Annotated in this window: 26 protein-coding genes and 2 tRNA genes; 23 read left to right on the top strand and 5 right to left on the bottom strand. The window is 68.5% G+C overall.

Features of this window, described 5'->3' with window-relative positions; translation table 11 throughout:
* Position 1: 1 nt before the first annotated feature.
* From trbE to G3M57_RS17830, 9 genes are all read left to right on the top strand, one after another.
* On the top strand, positions 2-2,440 hold the full coding sequence (trbE, locus tag G3M57_RS17870) for a conjugal transfer protein TrbE (protein ID WP_163232078.1): 2,439 nt from the start codon (positions 2-4) through the stop codon (positions 2,438-2,440).
* Positions 2,437-3,171: a P-type conjugative transfer protein TrbJ gene (trbJ, locus tag G3M57_RS17865; protein WP_163232076.1), complete on the top strand. Its 735-nt coding sequence runs from the start codon at positions 2,437-2,439 to the stop codon at positions 3,169-3,171. Before trbE ends, trbJ begins: the two co-directional genes overlap by 4 nt.
* Positions 3,168-3,383, top strand: coding sequence for a putative entry exclusion protein TrbK-alt (trbK-alt, locus tag G3M57_RS17860; RefSeq protein WP_163232074.1), 216 nt, complete (start codon positions 3,168-3,170; stop codon positions 3,381-3,383). Before trbJ ends, trbK-alt begins: the two co-directional genes overlap by 4 nt.
* Positions 3,380-4,621 carry a P-type conjugative transfer protein TrbL gene (gene trbL / locus G3M57_RS17855; RefSeq protein WP_163232072.1) on the top strand — a complete coding sequence of 414 codons (1,242 nt, stop codon included), beginning with the start codon at positions 3,380-3,382 and terminating at the stop codon, positions 4,619-4,621. The genes trbK-alt and trbL overlap by 4 nt, the downstream gene beginning before the upstream one ends.
* Positions 4,621-5,307 carry a conjugal transfer protein TrbF gene (gene trbF / locus G3M57_RS17850; RefSeq protein ID WP_163232070.1) on the top strand — a complete coding sequence of 229 codons (687 nt, stop codon included), beginning with the start codon at positions 4,621-4,623 and terminating at the stop codon, positions 5,305-5,307. Before trbL ends, trbF begins: the two co-directional genes overlap by 1 nt.
* Positions 5,304-6,098 (top strand): P-type conjugative transfer protein TrbG, encoded by a 795-nt coding sequence (trbG, locus tag G3M57_RS17845; protein ID WP_163232068.1) that lies wholly within the window; start codon positions 5,304-5,306, stop codon positions 6,096-6,098. The genes trbF and trbG overlap by 4 nt, the downstream gene beginning before the upstream one ends.
* Positions 6,095-7,237, top strand: coding sequence for a TraB/TrbI/VirB10 family type IV secretion system protein (locus G3M57_RS17840; protein ID WP_163232066.1), 1,143 nt, complete (start codon positions 6,095-6,097; stop codon positions 7,235-7,237). Before trbG ends, G3M57_RS17840 begins: the two co-directional genes overlap by 4 nt.
* Positions 7,234-7,458 carry a DUF2274 domain-containing protein gene (locus tag G3M57_RS17835; RefSeq protein WP_163232064.1) on the top strand — a complete coding sequence of 75 codons (225 nt, stop codon included), beginning with the start codon at positions 7,234-7,236 and terminating at the stop codon, positions 7,456-7,458. The genes G3M57_RS17840 and G3M57_RS17835 overlap by 4 nt, the downstream gene beginning before the upstream one ends.
* Positions 7,459-7,572: 114 nt before the next feature.
* Positions 7,573-7,908, top strand: coding sequence for an MmcQ/YjbR family DNA-binding protein (locus G3M57_RS17830; RefSeq protein WP_163232062.1), 336 nt, complete (start codon positions 7,573-7,575; stop codon positions 7,906-7,908).
* Between the two features lie 203 nt (positions 7,909-8,111).
* Here G3M57_RS17830 and G3M57_RS17825 read toward each other — a convergent pair.
* Both G3M57_RS17825 and gph read right to left on the bottom strand, forming a co-directional pair.
* Positions 8,112-8,186, bottom strand: a tRNA-Val gene (locus G3M57_RS17825).
* A 45-nt stretch (positions 8,187-8,231) separates the two neighbouring features.
* Entirely contained in the window at positions 8,232-8,963 is a 732-nt protein-coding gene (gene gph, locus G3M57_RS17820; RefSeq protein ID WP_163232060.1) for a phosphoglycolate phosphatase, read from the bottom strand.
* Between the two features lie 69 nt (positions 8,964-9,032).
* Here gph and glmU point away from each other — a divergent pair, with 69 nt between their 5' ends.
* The 10 genes from glmU (at position 9,033) to G3M57_RS17770 (ending at position 20,536) form a co-directional block, all read left to right on the top strand.
* Complete coding sequence (glmU, locus tag G3M57_RS17815; protein WP_163232058.1) at positions 9,033-10,445, top strand: bifunctional UDP-N-acetylglucosamine diphosphorylase/glucosamine-1-phosphate N-acetyltransferase GlmU; 1,413 nt, start codon at positions 9,033-9,035, stop codon at positions 10,443-10,445.
* The gene (rpiA, locus tag G3M57_RS17810; RefSeq protein ID WP_057184966.1) at positions 10,442-11,122 is read left to right on the top strand and encodes a ribose-5-phosphate isomerase RpiA; all 681 of its coding nucleotides are present in this window, start codon (positions 10,442-10,444) and stop codon (positions 11,120-11,122) included. The genes glmU and rpiA overlap by 4 nt, the downstream gene beginning before the upstream one ends.
* A gap of 75 nt (positions 11,123-11,197) precedes the next feature.
* Positions 11,198-12,592: a glutathione-disulfide reductase gene (gene gor / locus G3M57_RS17805; protein WP_163232056.1), complete on the top strand. Its 1,395-nt coding sequence runs from the start codon at positions 11,198-11,200 to the stop codon at positions 12,590-12,592.
* On the top strand, positions 12,589-13,851 hold the full coding sequence (locus G3M57_RS17800; RefSeq protein WP_163232054.1) for an O-antigen ligase family protein: 1,263 nt from the start codon (positions 12,589-12,591) through the stop codon (positions 13,849-13,851). The genes gor and G3M57_RS17800 overlap by 4 nt, the downstream gene beginning before the upstream one ends.
* Before the next feature lie 84 nt (positions 13,852-13,935).
* Positions 13,936-15,315, top strand: coding sequence for a class II 3-deoxy-7-phosphoheptulonate synthase (locus tag G3M57_RS17795; RefSeq protein WP_056756459.1), 1,380 nt, complete (start codon positions 13,936-13,938; stop codon positions 15,313-15,315).
* Between the two features lie 71 nt (positions 15,316-15,386).
* Entirely contained in the window at positions 15,387-16,337 is a 951-nt protein-coding gene (locus tag G3M57_RS17790) for a retroviral-like aspartic protease family protein (protein ID WP_056756457.1), read from the top strand.
* Positions 16,338-16,383: 46 nt separating this feature from the next.
* Positions 16,384-18,174, top strand: a complete 1,791-nt coding sequence (locus G3M57_RS17785) for a long-chain-acyl-CoA synthetase (protein WP_057184961.1) — start codon at positions 16,384-16,386, stop codon at positions 18,172-18,174.
* 226 nt (positions 18,175-18,400) lie between these two features.
* On the top strand, positions 18,401-19,501 hold the full coding sequence (locus G3M57_RS17780) for a class I SAM-dependent methyltransferase (protein ID WP_163232052.1): 1,101 nt from the start codon (positions 18,401-18,403) through the stop codon (positions 19,499-19,501).
* Between the two features lie 205 nt (positions 19,502-19,706).
* Entirely contained in the window at positions 19,707-20,063 is a 357-nt protein-coding gene (gene panD / locus G3M57_RS17775) for an aspartate 1-decarboxylase (RefSeq protein WP_056756452.1), read from the top strand.
* A gap of 2 nt (positions 20,064-20,065) precedes the next feature.
* Complete coding sequence (locus G3M57_RS17770) at positions 20,066-20,536, top strand: hypothetical protein (protein ID WP_056756448.1); 471 nt, start codon at positions 20,066-20,068, stop codon at positions 20,534-20,536.
* Between the two features lie 39 nt (positions 20,537-20,575).
* Here the strand turns inward: G3M57_RS17770 and G3M57_RS17765 are convergent, their stop codons facing one another.
* Positions 20,576-21,331 (bottom strand): SIMPL domain-containing protein, encoded by a 756-nt coding sequence (locus G3M57_RS17765; protein ID WP_163232050.1) that lies wholly within the window; start codon positions 21,329-21,331, stop codon positions 20,576-20,578.
* Positions 21,332-21,530: 199 nt separating this feature from the next.
* Here G3M57_RS17765 and G3M57_RS17760 point away from each other — a divergent pair.
* The 4 genes from G3M57_RS17760 (at position 21,531) to G3M57_RS17750 (ending at position 24,101) form a co-directional block, all read left to right on the top strand.
* A tRNA-Ile gene (locus G3M57_RS17760) sits at positions 21,531-21,606 on the top strand.
* Between the two features lie 101 nt (positions 21,607-21,707).
* Complete coding sequence (locus tag G3M57_RS17755) at positions 21,708-23,360, top strand: site-specific integrase (RefSeq protein ID WP_163232048.1); 1,653 nt, start codon at positions 21,708-21,710, stop codon at positions 23,358-23,360.
* A gap of 235 nt (positions 23,361-23,595) precedes the next feature.
* Positions 23,596-23,736: a hypothetical protein gene (locus tag G3M57_RS27165; protein ID WP_208789614.1), complete on the top strand. Its 141-nt coding sequence runs from the start codon at positions 23,596-23,598 to the stop codon at positions 23,734-23,736.
* Positions 23,733-24,101, top strand: coding sequence for a DUF202 domain-containing protein (locus G3M57_RS17750; protein ID WP_208789613.1), 369 nt, complete (start codon positions 23,733-23,735; stop codon positions 24,099-24,101). Before G3M57_RS27165 ends, G3M57_RS17750 begins: the two co-directional genes overlap by 4 nt.
* Positions 24,102-24,122: 21 nt before the next feature.
* Here the strand turns inward: G3M57_RS17750 and G3M57_RS17745 are convergent, their stop codons facing one another.
* Complete coding sequence (locus G3M57_RS17745; protein WP_163232046.1) at positions 24,123-24,620, bottom strand: hypothetical protein; 498 nt, start codon at positions 24,618-24,620, stop codon at positions 24,123-24,125.
* Between the two features lie 42 nt (positions 24,621-24,662).
* A complete protein-coding gene (locus tag G3M57_RS17740; protein ID WP_163232044.1) occupies positions 24,663-25,622 on the bottom strand; it encodes a 3-keto-disaccharide hydrolase in 960 nt (319 codons plus the stop codon).
* Between the last annotated feature and the right edge of the window lie 22 nt (positions 25,623-25,644).

Raw genomic sequence — 25,644 nt, 5'->3', positions numbered from 1 at the left:
GATGCTGGACCTTCGCGAATACGCCCGCCGGCCAAGGCTCTTGTGCGACTACCTGCCGTGGGCGGCCCTGATCGCCACCGGCGTGGTGCTCAACAAGGACGGATCGTTCCAACGCACCGCCAGCTTTCGGGGACCGGACCTGGACTCGGTGGGCGACGCCGAGGTCGCCGCCGTCGCCGCTCGGCTGAACAACGCTCTGCGCCGCCTGGGTTCGGGCTGGGCGATCTTCATCGAGGCCCGCCGCGATCCGGCCATGGCCTATCCGGACAGCGTCTTTCCCGATCCGGTCTCGGCCCTGGTCGACATCGAGCGACGCCAGGCCTTCCTGGAAGAGGGAGCCCACTTCGAAAGCCGCCATTTCCTGACTCTGGTCTTCTTGCCGCCGACCGAGCGGACCGGGCGCCTGGAGGGCCTGTTCGTCGAAGGACGCGAGCGCGCCGGGATCGACTGGCGCGCCCAGTTGGCCGATTTCATGGACCGCTCCAACCGCCTTCTGGCCCTGGTCCAGGGCCTGACCCGTGAGGCCGATTGGCTGGACGACGCCCAGACCTTGAGCTTTTTGCACGGGGCGGTGACCACCAGCCGCCAGGGCGTCCGGGTTCCCGAGACCCCCATGCAATTGGATGCCCTGCTGGCCACCCAGCCGTTGGACGGGGGCTTGGAGCCAAGGTTGGGCGACGCCCACCTGCGGATCCTGACCATCGTCGGTTTTCCGAGCCACACCCTGCCGGGGCTGCTGGACGAGCTCAATCGCTTGGGATTCGCCTATCGCTGGTCAACCCGCGCCCTGTGTCTGGACAAGGCCGACGCCAGCCGCCTGATCGGCAAGATTCGGCGGCAGTGGTTCGCCAAGCGCAAGTCGATCGGTGTCCTCTTGCAAGAGGCCTTGACCCAGCAGCCCTCGGCCCTGGTCGACAATGATGCGGCCAACAAGGCCTGTGAGGCCGACCTGGCCCTGCAGGACCTCGGCGGTGACGCGGTCGCCTACGCCTTCGTCACCGCCAGCCTGGTGGTCTGGGATGTCGATCCCGAACGCGTCGACGCCAAGCTGGCCCTGGCCGAGAAGGTCATCACCGGTCGCGATTTTTCGATCATCAAGGAGCGGATCAACGCGGTCGAGGCTTGGCTGGGGACCTTGCCGGGCCAGACCTACGCCAATGTCCGCCAGCCGCCGCTGTCGACCCTGAACCTGGCCCACATCGCCCCGCTGTCGGCGGTCTGGGCCGGTCCCCGGTTCAATCCGCACTTGGGCGGCCCGCCGTTGCTGATGGCCAGGACCGAGGGCTCGACGCCTTTTCGGCTGTCGCTGCATGTCGGCGATGTGGGTCACACCCTGGTGGTCGGGCCCACGGGCGCGGGCAAGAGCGTGCTTCTGGCGATGTTGGCCTTGCAGTTTCGGCGCTACGCCGGCGCGCGGATCGTCGCCTTCGATTTTGGCGGCTCGATCCGAGCCGCGACGCTTGGCATGGGCGGCGTCTTCCACGACCTGGGCGGGGTGTTGCTTGACGCCGAGCGGCCCGCCGTAGCGTTGCAGCCCCTGGCCAGCGTCGATGATCCCGCCGAGCGAGTCTGGGCCATCGATTGGGTCGCCGCCCTGCTGTCGGGGCAAGGCGTGGTCGTGACCCCGACCGTGCGTGACCACCTCTGGTCGGCCCTGGCGAGCCTGGCTTCGGCCCCGCGCGCGGAGCGGACCCTGACGGGTCTGGCCGCGTTGCTGCCGACCCTGGAGCTGAAGAACGCCCTGACCCCCTATACCTTGGCCGGTCCGTGGGGACGGTTGCTCGACGCCGACCACGAGGCCTTGGCCGCCGCCGCGATCCAGGCCTTCGAGACCGAGGGGCTGCTGGGCACGTCCGCCGCGCCTGCCGTGCTGGCCTATCTCTTCCACCGTCTGGCCCGGGATCTCGACGGCCAACCGACCCTGATCCTGGTGGACGAAGCCTGGCTGGCTCTGGTGGACCCCATCTTTGGGCCGCAGCTCGAGGCGTGGCTGGCCCTGATCCGCAAGAAGAACGGATCCATTGTCCTTACGACCCTGTCGTTGTCACAGATCGAGAAAAGCCCGATCGCCTCGGCCGTCGCCGAACTGTGCCTGACGCGGATCTTCCTGCCCAACGGATGGGCGCGCGACCCGCAGGGCGCGGCGGCCTACCGCCGGTTCGGCTTCAACGACCGGCAGATCGACATCGTGGCCAGCGCCACGCCCAAGCGGGACTACTACGTCCAGTCCCGAGCCGGTGAGCGGTTGTTCGACCTCGGCCTTGGCCCCATCGCCCAGGCGTTTTGCGCGGCCTCCTCCAAGACCGACCAGGCCGACATCGCCCAGGTCCTCGCCGCCCATGGTCCCGATAGCTTCGCCGCCGCCTGGCTGCGCCATCGCCGCCTGCCGTGGGCGGCCGATCTCCTGACGTCCATCACCCTTCCGGAGGCCTCCCGATGAGCCTTTACCGATCCCGCCCGACCCGTCGCCGGATGACGGCGCTGCTTTGTGGCGCGGCCGCGATGACCATGGCGCCCGCCTTGGCACCGCCCGCCAGGGCCCAGGTGGCGGTCTATGACCCCAGCAACTATGCCCAGAACGTGCTGCAGGCCGCCCGAGCCCTGCAGCAGATCAACAACCAGATCACCAGCCTGCAGAACCAGGCCCAGATGCTGATCGGCCAGGCCAGGAACCTGGCCAGCCTGCCATACTCGTCCCTGTCGGCCCTGCAGGCCCAGGTCGCCGCCACCCAAGCCTTGCTCGGGCAGACTCGGGCCCTGGCCTATAATGTCCAGGATATCCAGGAGGCCTTTCACCAGCGCTATGGACTGGCCGATCTGCTGGCCAGCGACGCGGATCTCACCGCACGGGCAGAGGCGCGCTGGACGACCTCGGTGGCGGGCTTCCAGGACGCGCTGACGGTGCAGGCCGGCGTGGTCGAAGGCCTGGAGACCAGTCGCGGGCAGATGCAGAGCCTGGTGTCGGCCAGCCAGGACGCCGCCGGGGCGCTGCAGGCCGCACAGGCGGGCAATCAGCTGCTGGCCTTGCAGGCGCAGCAACTGGCCGCGCTCACCGCGGTGGTGGTCGCCAATGGCCGGGCCCAGGCGCTTGAGGCGGCCGATCGGGCGGCGGCGCGAGCCGACGCCAAGGCGCGCTTCGCCAAGTTCATGGGGGTCGCGTCGCAGCCATGAACCGGTCCCTCGTCTGGGGAATCGCACTGATCATCTTGCTTGGCGGCGCTGCCTTGGCGGGCAGGGCGTCGCGGGCTCCGGCCAAACCAGCGCCGCCTGCTTTGGTCGACGCCGAGCTTGCGCGGTGCAGGACGGCCGATCAGGGCGACCTGGCCTGTCGCGCCGCCTGGGCCGCGGCGCGAGACCGGTTCTTCGGACGGCCCGCGTCATGAGCGACACCGGCGTCATCGACCGGATGCTGGACGTCTACACCCGGCATATCGACAGCGGGTTTGGCTTGCTGGGCGGCGAGGTCGGCTACCTCTCCACCACCCTGGTGGCCATCGACATGACCCTGGCGGCGCTGTTTTGGGCCTGGGCTCAGGACGATGTGACCGCGCGCCTGGTCAAGAAGACCCTCTATGTCGGGTTCTTCGCCTTCCTGATCGGCAACTTCCACGCCCTGACCTTGATCATCCTCAAGAGCTTCTCGGGTCTGGGCCTGAAGGCGTCCGGGGCGGGGATCTCGAGCGAGGACTTCCTGCGGCCGGGCAAGCTGGCGGCGCTGGGCGTGTCATCGTGCAAGCCGATCCTTGAAGCGGCCAGCCAGTTGGGCGGCTTTCCCGGCTTCTTCGAGAACATCGTCCAGATCGTTATCCTGCTGGCTGTGGCCCTGCTGGTGATCGTCGCTTTCTTCGTCATCGCCGTGCAGATCTTCGTGGTGCTGATCGAGTTCAAGCTGACCACCCTGGCCGGCTTCGTGCTCGTGCCCTTCGCCCTGTTTGGTCGCACCGCCTTCCTGGCCGAGCGCGTGCTGGGCAATGTCATCGCCTCAGGCGTCAAGGTCATGGTCCTGGCGGTGATCGTCGGGATCGGCTCGAGCCTGTTTTCCGAATTCACCAGCGCCTCTTCAGGCCAGCCGACCCTGGAGGAGGTTCTGGCCATGGCGCTGGCCGCCCTGACTTTGCTGGGCTTGTCGATCTTTGGTCCCGGGATTGCCTCTGGCCTGGTATCGGGCGCGCCGCAACTGGGCCTGGGCGCGGCGGTCGGAACCGGTCTCACGGTCGCGGGCATGGCGATGGTCGGGGCCGGCGCGGCGCAGATGGCGGCGGGCGGCGGCGCGAGCCTGGCTTCAGCCGCCGCAGGCGCGGGCGGTCCCGGCGGCCCGAGGCCCGGTCCCGGGGCGCCAACGCCTGAGGGACCCGGGGGCGGTCCTTCCGGACCGGGGTCCGGCGGCGGAGCGGTCGCGGGTGGCGTGCAGGCCAAGTCCGCGTCGGGTCCGAGCGGCGGCGAACCCGGTTCGGGGACTCCGTCGGACGGATCGGCCGAGGCCGCCGAGACGCCGTCCTGGGCGCGCGAGCTCAAGCAACAACAGGCCCTGGCCCATGGCGCGAGCCTGGCCGCCCACGGCCTGGCCAGCGGCGACGACCATAGCGGCGGCGCCAGTCCATCACTCTCGGAGCAAAGCTGATGAACCCGTTCAAGGGGCCTGCGCGCCTGGGCGCGACGCCCGTCCCCGAAACCCCGTACCAGCGGGCCGGCCAGGCCTGGGACGAACGCATCGGAAGCGCCCGCGTCCAGGCCGCCAACTGGCGGCTGATCGCATTGGGCTTGCTGGCCAGCAACATCGTCCAGTCGGGCGGCATGATCTGGCAGGCCGCCCGCGGCTCGGTCACGCCCTGGGTGGTGGAGGTCGATCGCCTGGGTCAGACCCTTGCGATCGGCCCGGCCCAGCGCGGTTACCGGCCCCCCGATGCGGTGATAGCCTGGACGCTGTCGCGCTTCATCGAAAACACCCGCGCCGTGCCGGCGGATGCGGTGGTGCTGGGGCAAAACTGGCGGCGCGCCTACGACTTCGTCGACGCCGCCGGTGCGGCGGCGTTGTCGGAGTACGCGCGGGTCGCCGATCCCTTCGCCCAGGTCGGCCGATCGCAGGTGTCGGTCGAGGTCACCAACGTGGTGCGCGCCTCGCCCGACAGCTTCCGCCTGGCCTGGATCGAGCGGCGCTATGTCGACGGGCAACTGGTCTCGACCCAACGCTGGAGCGCGATCCTGACGCTGGTCATCGTCGCGCCGACTTCGCCCGAGGCTTTCGTCAAGAACCCGTTCGGGATCTTCGTGCGGGCCGTGTCCTGGTCGCGGGAGTACGGCGCATGATCCGGTTGCTGCCGATTGCGACACTGGTGGCTGTCCTCGGCGCGGCGCAGCCGGCCTCGGCGGCCGCCGCCGAAGCTCCCCAAGGCGTGGCCTTCACGGAGTTTCAATTCGCCGAGCGCGGCGTCTATGACCTGGTGGCCACGCCGGGCCAGATCACCGACATCGTGCTGGAGCCCGGCGAGACCCTGGTCCAATCCCACCCGATCGCGGCCGGCGACACCGTACGCTGGGTGATCGGCGACACCACGAGCGGGGAGGGCGCGGGCCGGCGCGTCCACGTCCTGGTCAAGCCCGTCCAGGCCGACCTGTCGACCAATCTGATCATCAGCACCAGCCGCCGCGCCTATCATCTGCAACTTCGATCCTCCAGCCGCGCCTTCCTGTCTCAGGTCGTCTGGCGCTATCCGACGCCGGCCAAGCCGCCGACGGCGGCCGTTGTCCCGCCCGGACCGGCTCCCGTCGTCGTCCCGCCGCCGGCCCCCGATCCGGCGCGCCTAAACTTCGGTTATCGGCTGAAGGGGGCGGCTCCCTGGCGGCCCGCGCGGGTCTTCGACGACGGAGTTCGGACCTATGTCGAGTTCGGGCCAGCCGTGGCCCTCAGCGATCTGCCGCCGTTGTTCATCACAGGGCTGGACGGCAGGACCTCCGAACTGGTCAACTACCGCGTGGTCGGTCGCCGGCTGGTCGTCGATCGCCTGTTCGACCACGCCCAACTGCGGTTCGGGCTCAGGCGCTGGGAGCGCCGCGTCCGGATCGATCGACAGCCAGGCGATCGGGAGGTCGACCTGTGAGCGAGGCGATCGAGCAAGAGCAGAAGGCCATCGCCAAAGATTTGCGCCTGCGCGGAGCCGCCAAGCCCGTGGCGCGGGTCTCTCGCAAGGCGCTGATCGTGACCGGCGGAGTGCTGGCGATCGGCGTTTCGACCGCCCTGGCCTGGTCGCTTAGAGAGCGTGACCGGTCCGTGTCCCAACCCGTCTTCCAGCCTGCCGCGCCGCCACCTGAACAGATCTCGGGCTTGCCCAGGGACTATCTGCATCGTGGTTCGGCGCCGGTCCTGGGGCCGCCGCTGCCCGGAGACCTTGGCCGGCCGATTCTCAGCGCCGAGCGGTCGCGAGACGCCACGCCGTCCAAGGTGGCGTCCCTAACGCCTGTGGTGGCCATGTCGTCGCCATCAGGCTCGGTTCCAGCCCGGCCCGATCTGCGTATCCAGGCTAGGCGGGCGGCGCGCGCCAGCGGCCTGTTCACGTTGGACGAGCCTAGCCGTCCGGATGGGGAAGCGGTCGTGGCCGGCGATCCGCAGAGCTCCGGCCCCGACCAGCGAACCACCAGTCCCGAGCGCTTGCAGGCTCCGGCCTCGCCCTATGTGCTGCAGGCCGGATCGATCATTCCCGCCGCCTTGGTCACGGGCTTGCGGTCCGATGCTGCGGGCCTCGCCGTCGCCCAGGTCAGCCAGGACGTCTATGACAGCCTGGGCGGCCACCACCGACTGATCCCGGCCGGCGCGCGACTGATCGGGGAATACGAGACCACAACGCGTGCTGGCCAGAGCCGGCTGTCGGTGGGCTGGACCCGCCTGATCCTGCCTTCGGGGCGTTCGATCGTTCTGGACAAGTTGCCAGCCGCGGACGCCCAAGGCATGGCGGGGCTGCAGGACAGCGTGGACCGACATGGCAAGGCGGTGCTGGCCGCCGCGGCCTTGAGCACAGTGTTGGCGATCGGAGCTGAGGCCGGGCAATCCAGTGACGGAAGCGACCTGGAACGGGCGATCCGCCGAGGCGCCAGCCAGTCCGTCAGCGACGTTGGCCAGCAGGCGGTGGAACGCGGCCTTTCGTTGACGCCGACCCTGATCATCCGGCCCGGCGCGCCGCTCAGGGTCCTGTTGTCCCGCGACCTGGTTCTGGAGCCCTACCAGGAGGAGATGATCCCGTGAGCAAGCTCAAGCTTGGGCCGCTGGAGGACGATGCGCCGGTCAAGGTCACGGTGGATCTGCCCGCGGCGGTGCATCGCGACCTGGTCGACTACGCCAAGGCCCTGGCGGCCGAAACCGGCGCCAAGCCGGCCGAACCGGTCAAGCTGATCGCCCCGATGCTGGCGCGGTTCATGGCTTCCGACCGAGGCTTCGTGCGCGGCCGCAAGCGGCCGCCGGTCTAGAGGTCGCGACCGGCCGCCAGGCCCGGTCCGTCGTCGTTCGAGGGCGACATTCCGGCCTCGGACGACTCATGCTTTCGTCACGCCCCGGTCGCGACAAAAGCGGGAGACCCTGGCATGACCCCCGAAGCCTTCATCGCCCTCGGCGCGGGGCTGGCCATGGTCAAGACCAAGACGGTGATGGGGGCGGTGCGCCTGGCGGTGCATGGCAAGACCTTCACGACTGTTGGGTGGCCGCAGGCGGGCTGGGCGGTCGTCAAGCTGTCGCCGAACGAACAGGCTGATTTCATCGCGCTCAGCAACGCTATAACGCCAGAACCCGGGCGGCGTGGGCGCAAGGGTGTCACCTTGGTGCGACTGAGGGCGGTCAGCGAAGCCGTGGCGACGCGGCTCTTGATCGCCGCCTGGCAAGCAGCCGCCGCCCCAACAACATCTCTAGCTAAGGCGGGTTGAACCGGAGGTCCCCGGATCGGCCCCTGGCGCCAACAATTGACCTGGGAAAGTTGCGGCGTCCGCGCGTGTGCGTCGGCCGTTCGAAGGGGATTTTGTCGCCGAAAAACGGTCGTTTCTGGGGAATATCTGGGGAGCAAGCGCTACCTTAGGCAGGCATGTTCCGCGTCAATTCTCGTAATCAACTGATTTTTCTTGGGAAATTCTGGTGGATGCGACAGGGATTGAACCTGTGACCCCCTCGGTGTGAACGAGGTGCTCTCCCGCTGAGCTAAGCATCCGCCATGTCGGTGAAGTCCGAAGACCCCGCCGCGAGAGGGACGGGCCTATAGCCCGGCGTTTCGGCGACCGCAAGAGGCCAAAAGCGTGATGCAGGCCGATGGCGCGTCGGAGAAGGCATCTATCAACAGATCTCCGCCCAGGGTCTCGACCGGCGCCTCGGTGTAGCCGAACGTGACCAGCAGGGTCGGCACGTTGGCGGCCTTGGCGGCCAAGGCGTCGTTGATGCTGTCGCCGACCATTACCGCGCGGGCCGGGTCGCCGCCCACGGCCGCGATCGTGGCCAGCAGGTGCCGCGGATCCGGCTTGGCCGCGGGGGCGCTGTCGGCCCCGACCACGGCGTCGAAATACTGGGTCAGGTCCAGGGCGTCGAGCAGGGCGACCGACAGGTGGGTCAGCTTGTTGGTGCAGACCGCCAGCTTGGCGCCGGCCGCGCGAAGGGAGACCAGGGCGTCGACCACGCCGGGGAAGGGGGCGCTCTCGTGGGCGATGCGGCCCAGGTACAGGGCGACGAAACGCTCGACCAGGACCGGAGCTTGGTCGGCGTCCAGCGGGGCGCCGGCGGCGGCGAAGCCGCGCTCCAGCAGGGCCTTGGCGCCACGGCCGACCATCTTGCGCACGTCGTCGAACGGCAGCGGCGGCAAGCCTTCCTCGGCCAGGATGAGGTTCAGCGAAGCCACCAGGTCCGGGGCGGTGTCGACCAGGGTGCCGTCGAGATCGAAGGCGATCGTCGCGCCCTTCAGAATCTCGGCCTTGGGAATGTCGTTCTGGGCATGCATGGCTCTGGCCTTTCGGCTAAACGCGCGGCTAATGCAACTTTGGTCCGCGCTTCGGGAGTCGCTTCGCCCATGACCAACGCCGTCTCTTCGCCGGCCCGCGCCAACCCGACTCGGCCAAGGGCCGCCGTCATCCTGGCCGCCGGCCAGGGCACGCGGATGAAGTCGCCGACGCCCAAGGTGCTGCACCGGATCGGCGGCCGGACCCTGCTGGACCACGCCATCGACACCGCCCAGGCCCTGGACTGCGAACGCATTGTGGTGGTGGTCGGGGCCCACAGCCCGCAGGTCGGCGAGCATGCCAGGAAGCGCCTGGGCGAGGGCGCGACGGTGCTGCAGGATCCGCCCCAGGGCACCGGCCACGCGGTGCTGGCCGCCCGCGAGGCCCTGGCCGACTTCGACGGCGACGTGGTGGTGACCTTCGCCGACTGCCCCCTGCTGAGCGCCCCGGTGATCGAGCCGTTGTTCGACCTGCGGGCCGGTTCTTCGCGTGGGGGGGGCGCCGACGTGGCGGTGCTGGGCTTCGAGGCGGCCAATCCCGGCGCCTACGGACGGCTGATCCTGGCGCCTGGCCACGTGCTGCTGCGCATCGTCGAGGCCAAGGACGCCGACGATACGGTCAAGCAGGTCAGGCACTGCAATTCCGGCGTGCTGGCCGCCGACCGCGCCCTGCTGTTCGACCTGCTGGCCAATGTCGGCAACGACAACGCCAACAAGGAATATTACCTGACCGACGTGGTCGGCCTGGCCCACGACCGGTCGCTGTCGACTCGCGCGGCCTTCGCGCCGGAAGCCTCGGTGCAGGGCGTCAATTCCCAGGCCGAGCTGGCCGCCGCCGAGGCGGTCTGGCAGGCCGCGCGCCGCTCCGCCTTCCTGGTCGAGGGCGTGACCATGCCGGCGCCGGACACCGTGCACCTGAGCTGGGACACCCGGCTGGCCGCCGGGGTCACGGTCGAACCGTTCGTGGTGTTCGGCCCCGGCGTCAGCGTCGCCACCGGGGCGGTGATCAAGGCCTTCAGCCATCTGGAGGGCGCGGCGGTCGGCGAGGGCGCCCTGATCGGCCCCTACGCCCGCCTGCGGCCTGGGGCCGAGATCGGGCCGGACGCCCACATCGGCAACTTCGTCGAGGTCAAGAAGGTCAAGGTCGGAGCCGGCGCCAAGGCCAATCACCTGTCCTACCTGGGCGACGGCTCGGTCGGCCCGAAGGCCAATGTCGGGGCCGGGACGATCTTCTGTAACTATGACGGCTTCGACAAGTTCGAGACCCATGTCGGCGCGGGCGCCTTCATCGGCTCCAACACCGCCCTGGTGGCCCCGGTGCGGGTGGGGGACGGGGCGATGACCGGCTCGGGGTCGGTGATCACCCGCGACGTCGCGGACGGCGCGCTGGCGCTGGGGCGTGGCGTGCAGAGCGACAAGCCAGGCTGGGCGACCAGGTTCCGGGCCATGAAGGCGGCCAAGACGGCCAGGAAGGATACGAAATGAGCGCCGACGATCAGAAGCGGATTTCGGGCGAGGCGGCCGCCGAGCTGGTGGAGGCCGGCATGGTCGTGGGCCTGGGCACCGGCTCGACCGCGGCCTGGTTCGTCAAGGCCCTGGCGGCGCGCAAGCTGGACATCCGCGGAGTGCCGACCTCGGAGGCGACCGCCAACCTCGCCCGCGAGCTGGGCATCCCGCTGGCGACCCTGGACGACGTCAAGTCGATCGACCTGACCGTCGACGGCGCCGACGAGGTCGGTCCGGGCCTGTCCCTGATCAAGGGCGGCGGCGCGGCCCTGTTGCGCGAGAAGCTGGTCTGGGAGGCCTCCAAGCGCTGCGTGGTGATCGCCGACGCCGCCAAGAAGGTCGATCACCTGGGCAAGTTCCCGCTGCCGATCGAGGTGGTGCGCTTCGGCCACGTCCACACCGGCCATCGCCTGGCCGACATCGCCGCCGAGTTCGAGCTGCTGCCGCCGCGCCTGCGCATGGCCGAGCGGGGCGTCGTGGTCACCGACGGCGGCAACGTGATCTACGACCTGCCGTCCGGCGTGATCGCCGAGCCGGCCGCCCTGGGCGCCGCGCTCAAGACCGTCACCGGCGTGGTCGACCACGGCCTGTTCCTCGACCTGGCGGACGAAGCCTTGCTGGGAACCGACCAGGGGGTGGTCAAGCTGGTCCCCTAGGCCCATATCCGCACTCTTTCGGGTTCATGGCCAAGCCGGACCCGACCCAATCCCAGTGAGCCTGGAGCGTCCGCGATGGCTGAGTACGACTTCGACCTCTTCGTGATCGGCGCCGGTTCGGGCGGGGTGCGCGCCGCGCGTGTGGCCGCCATGAGCGGCGCCAGGGTCGCCGTGGCGGAGGAGTACCGCGTGGGCGGCACCTGCGTGATCCGCGGCTGCGTGCCCAAGAAGTTCATGGTCTACGCCAGCGAGGTGAAGGCGCAGCTGAAGACCGCCAAGGGCTATGGCTGGACGATCGGCGACGCCAGCTTCGACTGGAAGAGCTTTCTGCACGACAAGGACGTCGAGATCGCCCGCCTGTCGGGGATCTACGTCACCAACCTGCAGAAGGCCGGCGCCCACCTGCTGCATGGCCGGGCCGAGATCGTCGACGCCCATACCGTCGAGGTGCTGCCCAAGGCCGGGAGCAAGGACGCGGGCCGCTACACGGCGCGCAAGATCCTGATCGCCACCGGCGGCCGGCCCTGGCGTCCGGACTTTCCGGGCGCGGAACTGGGCATCACCTCGGACGAGGCCTTCCACCTGCCGGAGCTGCCCAAGCGGGTGATGGTGGTCGGCGGCGGCTATATCGCCGTCGAGTTCGCCAGCATCTTCAACGGCTTGGGCGTGCAGACCACGCTTTGTTACCGCGGCGCCAACATCCTGCGCGGCTTCGACGACGACGTGCGCGCGCACCTGGCCGACGAACTGGAAAAGCGTGGGATCAAGGTGGTGCTGGGCTGTTCGCACGAGAAACTGGAAAAGACCGAGACCGGCCTGCTCAGCACCTTCAACAACGACCTGACCTTCGAGACCGACGCGGTGATGTTCGCCACCGGCCGCGACCCCTACGTGGCGGGCCTGGGCCTGGAGAAGGTGGGCGTGAAGCTGAACGATCGCGGCGCGATCATGGTCGACGATTATTCCCGGACCACCGCCGACAACATCTGGGCGGTGGGCGACGTCACCGACCGCATCAACCTGACGCCCGTGGCGATCCGCGAGGGCGCGGCCTTCGCCCAGACCGAGTTCCACGACAATCCCACCACCTTCGACCACGACATGGTCGCCTCGGCCGTGTTCTCCCAACCGCCGGTCGGCGCGGTGGGCATGAGCGAGGCGCAGGCCCGGCAGGCGTTCGGCAAGGTCGACATCTATCGGGCGGTCTTCCGGCCCATGAAGAGCACCTTCTACGGCGGCCAGGATCGCTGCCTGATGAAGCTGGTGGTCAAGCCGGACGACCAGCGGGTGGTCGGCGTGCACGTGGTCGGACCCGGCTCGCCGGAAATCATCCAGATGGCGGCCATTGCGGTGAAAATGGGCGTGACCAAGCCGCAGTGGGATTCCACCTGCGCGGTCCACCCGACCCTGGCCGAGGAACTGGTGACGATGCGTGAGAAGTACATGCCGTCGGAGATGGGGACCGTATGACCGCGGCGTCCTTGTCCGAGTCGAGCGAAAGGGCGACGCGCCGCACGCCCTGGCTGAGCGGCGTGGCGATCTTCGTCGCGGTGATGACGCCGCTGCTGGCCTATCTGGCGCCGTTGGGCTTCGCGCCGCTGCTGGCCTTGGCCGGACTGCTGGCCTTGCCGGGCCTGAGGCTGACGCGCGCCGCCGCGCCACCCCTGCTGATCCTGGTGGCCATCGCCCTGTGGGCGGCGGCCAGCATGAGCTGGAGCCCCTTGGCGATCGACGTTTCGAAGCTCAAGGGCTACGGCGACATCGAGAGCCTGACGGCCCTGAAGCTGTTCTTGCAGCTGGCGACCTACGGCGCGGCGGTGGTGGCCTTGCGCGGCGTGTCCGACCCCGGCGCCCGGCGGGCGGCGACGGTGCTGGCCTATGGCGCGGTGGCGCTGGCCGGCGTCGCCGCGCTGGACTCGCTGACCGGCGCGGCGATCTACCAGACGCTCCATCAGGTGACTGGCGAGGCGATCCGGCCGGACCTGGCGATGGTCAAGGTCTCGCTTTCGACCTACGCCTTGGCGCTGCTGTTCTGGCCGGCCGCGCTGATCCTGTCGCGACTGTGGCGTCGTGGACTGATCTGGTTGATGGCCGTGGGCACGATCGTGACCTCGGTGATCTGCAGCTCGGACGCCTGCCTGGGCGCCCTGGCGGCGGGCGGGGTGGTCTGGCTGCTCGTGTACTTCGCCAGGCAGACCGGGGCCAAGGTATTGGTCGGGCTGGTGGCCGCGCCGTTCGTGCTGGCGCCCCTGGTCGTGCTGGTGGCCGTCCAGACCGGGACCATCGCCTGGCTGCACCGGATGGTTCCAGCCTCATGGGACGCCAGGCTCAACATCTGGACCTTCGCCGCGGACCATATCCAGCGCCACCCGTTCCGGGGCTGGGGATTGGACGCCAGCCGCACCTTCGGCCCGGCCATCCCGCTGCACACCCACAACGCCCAACTTCAGCTGTGGCTGGAGCTGGGCGCGATCGGCGCGGCCTTGGCCGGCGTATTCTTCTGCTGGCTGGCCTATGGCGTCGTGCGTTTGAGCCAGCGGTCTCGGGCCGAGGCGGCGATGGCCGCCGCCGCGCTGGTCAGCTATCTGGTGATCGGTGGGCTGAGTTTCGGGGTCTGGCAGGAATGGTGGCTGGGCCTGGGCGCCATGACGCTGATCGCCTGCGGCCTGGCCCGCGCGGTCGCCCAACCGCAATGGACCGGCTTGGATGAACTTACCCCATTGGCGTGATTTCTCTGTTTTTGTCGCAACGATTTTGCCTTTGGATCGCGGTTGGGATAAAAGCCGCTCCCTTTTGAGAAGTTCGAGACCGTCATGACCAGCCGCTGGACCCCGTCGTCGTGGAGAGCCCTGCCCGCGAAACACGTCCCGACCGACTATCCGGACATGGGGGCGGTCGAACGGGTCGAGCAGACTCTTCGCCAGATGCCGCCGCTGGTTTTCGCGGGTGAAGCGCGCCGCCTGAAGTCGGCCCTGGGCGAGGTGGCGGAGGGCCGGGCCTTCCTGCTGCAAGGGGGCGACTGCGCCGAGAGCTTCAAGGAATTCCACGCGGACAACATCCGCGACACCTTCCGTCTGATCCTGCAGATGGCGGTGGTGTTGACCTTCGCCGGCGGCAAGCCGGTGGTGAAGGTGGGCCGCATCGCCGGCCAGTTCGCCAAGCCGCGCTCGGAGCCGATCGAGACGATCGGCGACGTGACCTTGCCGTCCTACCGGGGCGACAACATCAACGGCATGGAGTTCACGCCCGAGGATCGCATCCCCGATCCGGACCGGCTGCTGCGCGCCTATGGCCAGTCGGCCGCGACCCTGAACCTGCTGCGCGCCTTCGCCAGCGGCGGCTATGCCGACCTCTACAACATCCATCGCTGGACGCTGGGCTTCGTCGGCGACAGCCCGCAGGGCGCGCGCTATCGCGAACTGTCGGAGAAGATCAGCGAGGCCCTGACCTTCATGGCGGCGGTCGGCGTCACGCCCGAAACCCAGCCCGACCTGCGCCGGGTCGAGTTCTTCACCAGCCACGAGGCCCTGCTGCTGGGCTTCGAGGAAGCCATGACCCGCGTCGACAGCACCTCGGGCGATTGGTACGACACCAGCGCCCACCTGCTATGGATCGGCGAGCGCACCCGTCAGCTGGACGGCGCCCACATCGAGTTCATGCGCGGCGTCAAGAACCCGATCGGCCTGAAGTGCGGCCCGACCATGGAAGGCGACGACCTGCTGCGCCTGATCGACGTCTTGAACCCGAACAACGAGCCCGGCCGCCTGACTCTGTACGGCCGCTTCGGCTCGGACAAGATCGCCGACCGTCTGCCGCGCCTGATGAAGGCGACCAAGGCGGCCGGCCGCTCGGTGGTCTGGGCCACCGACCCGATGCACGGCAATACGCTGAAGGCCTCGACCGGCTACAAGACCCGGCCGTTCGACCGCATCCTCTCGGAGGTGAAGACCTTCGTCGAGGTGGCCCACGCCGAAGGCGTCCACCCCGGCGGCGTCCACCTGGAGATGACCGGCCAGAACGTCACCGAGTGCCTGGGCGGCGCGCGGGCGGTGTCGGAAGGTGATCTGGCCGATCGCTACCACACCCATTGCGACCCGCGCCTGAACGGCGAACAGGCCTTGGAGCTGGCGTTCCTGGTGGCCGAAAAGCTGAAGTCGGCGCGCGACGACCAGCGTCGCCTTGCGACCGGATAACGCAGGTCTCAGATTTTCTGGCGAGCGCTTCGCCACGGGTGTAGCCTTCTTCCTGGAAGGAGGCTGCTCCCGTGGACAGTCCCATACTTCGCCGGCGGACCTTGGCCGGCATGCTCGCCCTGGTCGCCTCGCCGGCTTTGTCGCGTTCGCTTCCCGAGTCGCGTTCGCTTCCCGATCGTCCGCAAACGGAAAAGACGACACCCCTGGGCTATGTCCGTCGTATGACGGTGCAGGTCAGGATCAATGATCACGGACCCTATGCCTTCCTGGTCGACACCGGCGCCAACGCGTCGGTGATCTCCAGCGAGTTGGCGGCTCTGCTCGGCTTGCCCGCCGGCCGGCCCGTCAATCTGCATGGCATAGCCGGGCCCGAGATGGTCAACACCGTCACCGCCGCCTCGGTCGCGGTGGGACGGCGCGCCCGTAAGGATCTGGTGCTTTCGGTGCTACCGGGCCGCTACATCCAGGCGCCAGGCATCCTGGGGCTGGATTGGCTGGGCGCTCAGGGCCTGGTGCTCGACTTTTCCCGCGACGAGATGAGGCTGGGCTCGATCGCGCCGCGAACGGACGATCAGACGGTGTCGGTGCCGGTCAAGGCGACGCGCAGCGGCCTGCACCTGATCGAGGCCTCGGTGTCGGGCGCGGCGACCCTGGCCTTCCTCGATACGGGCTCCACCACCACGGTGGGCAACATGGCCCTGATGCAGCGGGCGATCCATCAGAAGGCGGTCAGCACCGACTGGGCCGACATCGAGCTGCAGAGTCTGACCGGCCAATCGATGACGGGCCGCCTGGCCGCCCTCAAGAGCGTCAGCCTGGGCAAGGTCAATCTGCGCAACCTGCCGGTTGTGTTCGGGCCGGTGCATACGTTCGACTATTGGGGGCTGTCCGACCGACCGGCGATCCTGATCGGAATCGACGTGCTCAACGCCTTCGAATCAGTGGCTCTGGATTTCACCCGCGGCCAGGTGCATTTCCGATTGTCGTCGACTGCGGCAAATGGAGCCGCGGCCATGTCTTGACCGGTCGCTCGCCGCTCTCCAATGGTTGTTTGAACGGAGTGCGTCGATGAGTTTGCCGGCCAGGTTGAAACGCGAGTTGAAGTTCCTGAAGGGGCTCTCGCGCACGCTCAAGCGCGTGAAGTCCATCGCGCCCGACAGCTCCAACCTGATCTGCGACGATCTGGAAGCCGCCGTCGACCGGTGGCGCGACAGCCAGGCCATCGTGTTCGAAGGCAAGTCGGTGACCTATGGCGAGCTGGACGCCATCGCCAACCGCTACGCCCACTGGGCCAAGGGGCAGGGGCTAACCCGCGGCCAGACCGTAGCGCTGTTCATGCCCAATCGCCTGGAATACCTGGCGATCTGGTACGGCCTGTCGAAGGTGGGCGTGGCCACCGCCCTGATCAACAACCAGCTGACCGGGCCGGCCCTGGCCCACTGCCTGAATATCTCCCAGGCCCTGCACTGCATCGTCGACCCCGAGACCTCGCCCTGCTTCGAGCAGGTGAAGGGCGGGCTGGAGCGCCACGTTCAGCAGTGGGTTCTGGGTCCGGCGCACGGCGATCAGCGGGATCTGGCCAATGCGCTCAAGAGCTGCAGCCAGCTGCGTCCGGATCGCGTGACGGCCCGCAACGGCCTGGTGGCCAAGGACACCGCGCTCTACATCTTCACCAGCGGCACCACCGGCCTGCCGAAGGCCGCGCGCATCACCCACATGCGGGCCCAGCTCTACATGCGCGGCTTCGCCGGCTCGACCGACGCCAAGGCGACGGACCGCATCTACGTGACCCTGCCGCTCTACCACGCCACCGGCGGTCTGTGCGCCATGGGCGCGGCCCTGCTGAACGGCGGGGCGGTGGTGCTGCGCAAGAAGTTCTCGGCCAGCGCCTTCTGGGACGACGTGGTCGCCGAGAACTGCACGATGTTCGTCTATATCGGCGAGCTGTGCCGCTATCTGGCCAACCATCCCGAAACGCCGAACGAGCGTGCCCACAAGATCCGGTTGATCTTCGGCAACGGCCTGCGCCCGGATGTGTGGGACGTGATGCTTGACCGCTTCAAGGTCGGCGGGGTGCTGGAGTTCTATGGCGCCACCGAGGGCAACGTCTCTCTGTTCAACTTCGACGGCCGGCGCGGGGCCATCGGCCGGGTGCCGCGCTATCTGCGCAAGAAGTTCAACATCCGGATCGTCAAGTTCGACGTCGAGACCGAGACCCCGGTTCGCGGCCCCAACGGCTGCTGCATCGAGGCCGCGCCCGGCGAGATCGGCGAGTGCATCGGCCATATCGCCAGCGACGCCCGCTCGAACTTCACCGGCTACGCCGACAAGGCGGCCACCGAGAAGAAGATCCTGCACGACGTGTTCGACAAGGGCGACGCCTGGTTCCGCACCGGCGACCTGATGCGCGCCGACGGCGACGGCTACCTCTATTTCGTCGACCGCATCGGCGACACGTTCCGCTGGAAGGGCGAGAACGTCGCCACCAGCGAGGTGTCCGAGCGCCTGTCGGCGGTGGCCGGGGTCAAGGAGGTCAATGTCTACGGCGTGCCCGTGGGCGAGCTGGACGGCAAGGCGGGCATGGCCTCGCTGGTGGTCGGCCCCGAATTCGAGATCGCCGCCCTGGCCGAATATGTCGATCGCGAGCTGCCGGCCTACGCCCGGCCGATCTTCGTGCGCCTGCAGCCCGAGATCGAGACGACCGGCACCTTCAAGTACCGCAAGATCGACCTGGTCCAGGAAGGTTTCGACCCGGCCCGGATCAAGGATCCGCTGTATTTCCGCGATCCGGCCAAGGGCTATGTGAAGCTGACCAAGGCCGTGCACGCCAAGATCCTGGCCGGCGGCTACCGGCTGTAGGGCCTCTTCGGGAAGGCCTGGTCGCCACTTTCCGGCGATCCCCGGCCGGCGCCTATCCAGGGCTGCGGGGCAACGACACGAAAGGCGCCTCAGGGGCTCGTCCATGGTGTGATTAACCTTGGGCGTTCCGGTCGCCAGGCGTAGGATCGGGGTCCTTTCGCGTCTCAGGGCCGAACAGGTGTGACCACGGCCCGGCCGCGCTATGCGCCGATGATCGGAGGTCATCATGCTTGGACAATCCCCACCCACCGACCCCGCAGGGCCGCTTCCGCAGCCCCTTCCGGGCGCGCTCGACGATTTCATGGGCAAGATGATCGGCGACATGGGGGCGGCGATGTCGGCCGCCCTGGTGCTCCTGGGCGACCATCTGGGGCTCTATCGCGCCCTGGCGGACGGCGGTCCGGCCACCTCGACGCAACTGGCGGCCCGCACCGGGACGACCGAGCGGTACGTGCGCGAATGGCTGGCCGGCCAGGCCGCCGCCGGCTACGTGACCTATGACGAGGACGAACACCGGTTCTTCCTGGATCCGATGCAGACCCTGGTGTTCGCCGACGAGGGCGGGCCGGTGTTCCTGGCCGGCGGCTTCGACGTGATCGCCGCCATGTTCCGCGACGAACCGAAGATCGCCGACGCCTTCAGGTCCGGCGACGGCGTTGGATGGCACGAGCACAACGCCTGCCTGTTCCGCGGGACCGAACGGTTCTTCCGGCCGGGCTACAACGCCAACCTGCTCTCCAGCTGGATACCGGCGCTGGACGGCGTCGAGGCCAAGCTGAGGCAGGGCGCGGTGGTCGCCGACGTGGGCTGCGGCCATGGCGCGTCGACCCTCCTGATGGCCCAGGCCTTCCCCAATTCCCGGTTCTTCGGCTTCGACTATCACGCCGCCTCCGTCGAGCGGGCCCGCGAGACCGCGGAAGCCGCGGGGCTGGGGAGCCGCGCCGTGTTCCAGACCGCCATGGCCAAGACCTTCCCCGGTGATCACTACGACCTGATCTGCATCTTCGACGCGCTGCACGACATGGGCGATCCGGTGGGCGCGGCGGCCCACATCCGCGCCTGCCTCAACCCCGACGGCACGTGGATGCTGGTCGAGCCGTTCGCCAACGACGACCTGACCGACAACCTCAATCCGGTCGGCCGGATGTTCTACGCCGCCTCGACCATGCTGTGCACGCCGGCCTCGCTGAGCCAGGAGGTGGGCCTGGGCCTGGGCGCCCAGGCGGGCGAGGCGCGCTTGCGTGGGGTCTGCCAGGAGGCCGGCTTCACCCGCTTCCGCCGCGTGGCCCAGACCCCGTTCAACCTGGTGTTCGAGGTCCGCCCCTGACCCAGGCGTCGTGGAGGGGCGTCCCCCCCCCCTCCGCACGTTCCCTGGGTTCGCGTCCGCGATAAGCGTGTCGGGAGCGGCCGCTTTGTCGCACCGCGATTGAACGCCGTCCGCTTCCTGGCTATATGGCCAGGATTGACTGCGGGTCTGTGTGTGGCGACCCGGGAAATCCCGCGATGGTTCAAGAAGATAAGGGGATATCGCCATGCTGCTGACGATGATGAAGGCCAAGCTTCACCGCGCCACCGTCACTCAGGCCGACCTCGACTACGAGGGCTCGATCGCCATCGACACCGACCTGCTCGAGGCCGCCAACATCCTGCCCAACGAGCAGGTCGACGTGCTGAACATCACCACCGGCGCCCGGTTCACCACCTACGCCATCGCCGCGCCGCGCGGCTCCAAGGTGATCGGCGTGAACGGCGCGGCCGCCCGGCTGGTGCAGAAGAACGACACCGTCATCGTCGTCACCTACTGCCAGATGCCGGCCGAGGAGGCGCGCAACTACGCCCCGACCGTCGTGCTGCTGGAAGACGGCAACCGCATCAAGAAGGCCGCCTGAGCGTGCGGGCTTCCGCCGTTCGGCTGATCGTGGCCGGGCTGGTCCTGGCCGCCTTGGCCGCCTGCTCGCCCAAGCTGCCCAAGGGCGTCGACGAGCAGCAGCTGTCGGAGTCCGTCGGCCGCGCCATCGGCGGGCCCAACACCTGCGTGCTGCTGGCGAACAAGACCGGCAAGGTGGTCTGGACCGGCGGCGGCTACATCACCTGCGCCCGCAACCTGCCCACCTGCGGCGGGACGACCACCACGGCTCAGAGCGTGCTGGAAGGCGCGGTCGGCAAGCCGGCCCGCTTCGCCAGCTGTCCGTCCGGCCCTGGCGCCAACACCGTCGGCTGGGCCATGGGACCCGTGCCGGTCGGCGCGGGCAAGCCGGACCTGGGCCTGTCCTATGTCGCGGTGATGGAGGGCGAGCGCGCCCTGCCGGGCCGCGAGGTCCAGGAGCGGGTCGAAGAGGCGTTCGCCAAGGCGGGGCTCTGAACGATCGGGGACAGGCCCATGGGCCTGTCCCCGGCCCAGCTACTTCACCAGCTCATAGGTCGCCGAGACGTCGACCCGCACCTTCAGTTCGCCGGCCGAGACCGGGCTGCTGCTGTCGGCCATCTCGCGCTTGGCCATGGCGTACATCGGCATCGGCGGGGCGGGCGTGTAGCCGCCGCCTTCGCCCAGGCTGACCAGGCGGACGATCTTGTAGCCGGTGGCGCGGGCATAGAGGTCGGCCTTGGCCTGCAGCGTCTTGACGGCGTCGAGCCGCGCCGCGTCCTCGGCCGCCTTGGGGTCCTGCAGGCCGAAGCTGATCCCGCCCACATTGGTGGCCCCGGCGTTGACCGTGGCGTCGACGGTCTGGCCCAGCTTGCTCAGGTCGCGCACCTGGATGGTCACCTGGTTGCTGGCCTGGTAGCCGTTCAGCCGGGGCGGCTTGTTCTCGACATAGACGTATTGCGGATTGACGTTGAGCGTCGAGGTCTGGATGTCGCGCTCGGCGATCCCGGCCTTCTTCAGGGCCGCGACGACCTTGGTCATCTGGGCGGCGTTGGCCGACAGGGCCTGGGCGGCGGTCGGGCCGTCGGTCTGGACGCCCAGGGTGATGGTCGCCAGGTCGGGCGTGACCTTGCTCTCGCCGAAGGCCGAGAGGTTCAGCGTCGTGGCGCGGAAGGCCGCGTCGGCCGTCTGGGCCTTGGCGGGCAGGGCGGCCGCGGTCGCCAGCAGGGCGGCCGCCAGGGCGAAGGAAGCCGCCATGGGAATCGAGGGGCGGGCGGCAGTCAGGGCGGTCATGATGGTCGTTCTCCATGCGGCTTGGGGGACAGGCGCCGCGACCTTGATCGTCCCGTCCGTCGGCCCCGACAAGCGCGGCCGACGACGGACGGTGGCATTCCTGACAGGCTCAACCTGAACCGGACCTTTAAGCCGCGTGCAGCCCATGCTAATCGACCCGTCCTCCCGAAAGGGCCGCGCGCCCCTTTCGAGTCTTTGGGGGCCTGTAGCTCAATGGTTAGAGCCGACCGCTCATAACGGTCTGGTTGGGGGTTCGAGTCCCTCCAGGCCTACCACACCTTCGGCGAGGCATTGAAGGCGCTGAAGAATTAGGATTTCAAGGGCTTAGAGATCGCCTGTGACACACACGACTGTATCACACGGGGTCGATAAGCAGGTGGCAAAGCAGTCCTATCTGACGCGGCGCGGAGCCGTTTATTGGTTCCGCCGACGGGTGCCGGGCGACCTCGTTCCCGTCCTGAAGAAATCCTTCTGGTTCGACTCGCTGGGCACGAAGGACCCGCGCGAGGCCGCCAAGTTGGCCCGCGCCCGTGCGGCGCAGACGGATCATGAGATCGAGGCGGCGTCGAAGCGTCTCCGGGGGATCGTCGCGCCCGCGCTGAAGCATGCTGAGGCCCAGGCCCTGGCAAAGCAGGAGCTGGCCCGGTGGTTGACCGAGGATGCGGAGGCGCGCCTGTCATGGGGACGGAAGGCTAACGAGAACGCCGAGGTCGTCATTGAGGCCTTCGAGAGCGAGGCGCGTGAGGCCCTGGCTAACGGGGATTGGCGGCCAAAGGCGCAGCAGGCCCACGACGTCCTGTGTCGGGCCGGTCGTTGGTACCCCGAGGACGACCCGAGCATCCGCATGATGGCGGGCGCGCTGCTTGCCGCCGAGGTCGAGTGGATCGAGGCGCTAAAGCAGCGGCAGGCAGGCAAGGTCGTGGAGGTGGTTGCGCCGCCGGTGCACCTGCGAGCTGCCGCCCCGTCCGTCGTACATGGCAGGACCCTGGGCGACTTGATCGACGCCTACCGCAAAAACCGCATAGCTCGGAGAGACGAAGAGTCCACCTCCCGGAAGTACGACCACATCTTTAAGGCGCTTGAAGCCGCCATCGGGCGGGACCGGGTGGTGGCAACGATCACGAAGCAGGACTGCCGGGACGTCAAAGACCTGCTCCAGCGTATCCCGGCGCATATGGGGAAGAAGTACCCAGGCCTGGGGATCACGGAGGCAATCGCGGCGGGCGAGCGGGATGGTGCTGCAAAGCTGGCCCCGAACACCGTCGTGACCTACCTGCACAACCTGTCCGCTGTGTTCCAGTGGGCTCTGGACGAGGACGATGGGTGGCTCGTCAAGAACCCGGCGAAGGGCTTGGCCGAGAAGGGGCGTCCCAGCGTGCAGCGCCGGGGTTTCACGCCTGAGGAATTGCTGAAGCTGTTCACGCCGCTGGTCGCCGAGAGGGTCAAGAAGCCCTGGCGGTTCTGGGTCCCTGCGTTGGCGGCCTACTCAGGGGCACGCGCGAACGAGCTGTGTCAGTTGCGCGTGGCCGACATCGTGGACGTAGACGGACGTGTGTGCATTGACCTGTCCGTGTTCGACGAGGACGGTGTCCGGGTCACAGACAAGCGTCTTAAGACCGCCGCCAGCGCGCGGCTGATCCCGCTGCACCCCGAGATTATCGCGGCAGGCTTCGCGGACTTCGTCGCGGCAGCACGTAGGACGGGGCGCGACCGACTGTTCCCCGACCTGAAGGAGGGGCCGGACGGGGGGTATTCACACGACCTGTCCAAGTGGTTCGCGCGCCACCTCGACAACGTCGGACTGACTGCGCCGTCGCTCGTGTTCCACAGCTTCCGGCATGGGTTCAAGGACGCCTGCCGTCTAGCCGGGATCGACAGCGAGACCTCAGACGCCCTAGGTGGATGGGCGGCGCGGGGGCAGTCGGCCAAGTACGGGAAGCGCGGCATGGTGCCGGTGCTTTACCGGGAGTTGGTCAAGGTGAAGTTTGGGGCATTCAGGCTTCCTCACGCGGCTGGATCGGGGAGATAGCCCCGAAGTCTCTCCTTCAGCTGATCATACTCTTGCTGATGCTGCTGCGCGCGCACCGTTGATGGGCGGAGGATAAGCCCTCTTTCAAGGACAGTGTTTCGCCCTCGAGCTCGGTGCGACCACATCAGGTTCACGATTTGCGGAAACATGGCGCGCCCGGCAACGTCGCGTTCGGGTTCGTTCACGCAATAGCGAAATGAGCCGAGAACAATATCGGCGACCGACGAGAGGTGCGATGCTCCGTCACAGGTGGACCCACCGCACCAAGCTCTCGACGTTCCGGACCTCTCTGTCGGAGCACCGGACCGACCTGTCGACCTACCGGACCGATCTCTCGACCCACCGCACCGAGATGTCGATGCAGCGCAGCGAATGAGCGACGACCGAACGTTGATGTCGGTGATTTGCACCTCGCTGTCGCTGATCGGGTTTGGCTTCACGGTCTATCAGACGTTCCAGAAGCTGCATGACGCCGGCACGATCGCCAACCCCAACGCGCCGCGTAATTTCGGCATCATCCTGGTGCTGCTGGGGATCGTCATGCTGGTCGTCGGCATGATCCACCACGTGCTGTTCATGCTGGAGCTGCGCCGTACCCGGGCCGGCATGAAGCGCCAGGGACTGGTTCACGCCGACAGCCGGTTCCCCGTCTCGATCACCTTCATGGTCTCGCTGGGCCTGCTGCTGCTGGGCTTCGCGGCGATCGCCAACATGGTCTTCAAGGCGGCGGTGTTCGGGTGACCGGGCTGGACGGCCGGCGGACTAGGACGGGCTGTTCGGCTCGGCCCCGAAATCCTCGTTCGTGAGGCCCGAGGTGAAGCGCAGCAAGGCGCGAAGGTCGGCCTGGCGGAAGGTGCGTCGCGGGGCGCCGCACGCGTCGGCCGCCGCGTCGAAGGCGCGCTGGAGACGGGTCACGGCGGTCTTGGCGGCCAGCTTGCGGCGCTCCAGCGAGGTGGCGGGCGAGGGCGTCAGGGGAGGGGTCTTCCGGCACCAGGCGCCGTGAACGTAGACGTGCATGTGGTCATGGGTGCGCCAGGCGCTGATCCCGTTGGCGCCCTGTTCGATCCAGATCCGGCATTCCTCGTGATCTAGTCCCGACAGCGTGCCGTCCCGCGCGCACCACACCGAAAACGGACCGACCTGGCGGGTGTTTTCCGCCCGCGCGCCAGGATACGCCTTCTCCTCCGCCCGGATCGCGGAGGCGGCGAGCAGGCCTGTCAGCAGGACGGCGGCGGCGAGACGGTGCGATGGGCGGGGCATGGCGCGAGCTTGCCGCGGTTAGGCTCGCGGTCAAGTTGAGGCTTACGGGGCGACGATTTTCGGCAGGCTGGTGATCGGCTCCAGGACGATATCGCGGAAGAAGGTCTCGGCCCCCTCCGACTGCAGCTGGATCGCGCCGTGGGTGAGGGGGGCGCCGTCGGCCTGGAGGTCCCGGACCTCCATCACCGGCACGCCGTTGACCACGTGGACGGCCCGGTCGCCCAGCACGTAGAGGTCCAGGCTGTTCCATTCGCCGGCCGGCTTCTCGGCGTCGCTGTAGGCCTCGATGTTCCAGTCGGCCGTGCCGCCCTTGGTCGTGACGGCGCGGCCGGCGGGCGAGAACCGCAGCTTGGGAGCGATCAGGGCGGGGTCGTCGACGGCGGTGGCGGTGGCGCTGATCGCCTCGCCCACAGGCACGATCATGCCGATCGAGCCGGTCATGATCTCGAACTCCACCGCCTGGCTCCAGGTCCCCCAGACCGCCCCGGGCGCGCCGTGCGAGTGATAGAGCAGGCCGTTATTGGGCGCCTGGGCCTCGCGCGGCGCCCAGCGGCCCTTGCCCCATTTGTACTGGAGCCGCAGGTGGTAGTCGCGGAAGTCGCCCTTGTGGACCAGGCTGCCCCAGATCTTGCCGTTGACATAGACGGCGGGGCGGCCGTCCTCGACCACCGCCTTGAAGATCTCGGCGCTCCGGGGACCGGCGCCGATCGGCGCGACGGGCGGGCGCTTGTAGGTCAGGGCCGGGTCGGCATAGCCCAGCCAGGCGTCCCAGTCCTTCAGGTCCCTGCCGTTGAACAGCGCGACGGCCGGACCGGCGGCCTTGGGGACGTCGGCGAGCGCCAAGGGCGGGTTCGGGGCGGCCTGGGCGGGTGTGGCAAGAGCGGGGGCGGCGACGGCGAGCGCCAGGGTGAAGGCCAGGGTCTTGAGCATGCGTCCTCCCGCGCCCCCTGCCGGGGCTGCGCGCCAGGGTAGCTGACAGCGTTGTCGGTGCAAGGCTCGCATGGTCGTAGATCGACCCTGGGCC

It is taken from the genome of Caulobacter rhizosphaerae, from assembly GCF_010977555.1.
In the GTDB taxonomy this organism is placed as follows: Bacteria; Pseudomonadota; Alphaproteobacteria; order Caulobacterales; family Caulobacteraceae; genus Caulobacter; species Caulobacter rhizosphaerae.
Note: the sequence above shows the minus strand (reverse complement) of the source record. Positions and strands in the feature narration are given on the sequence as shown.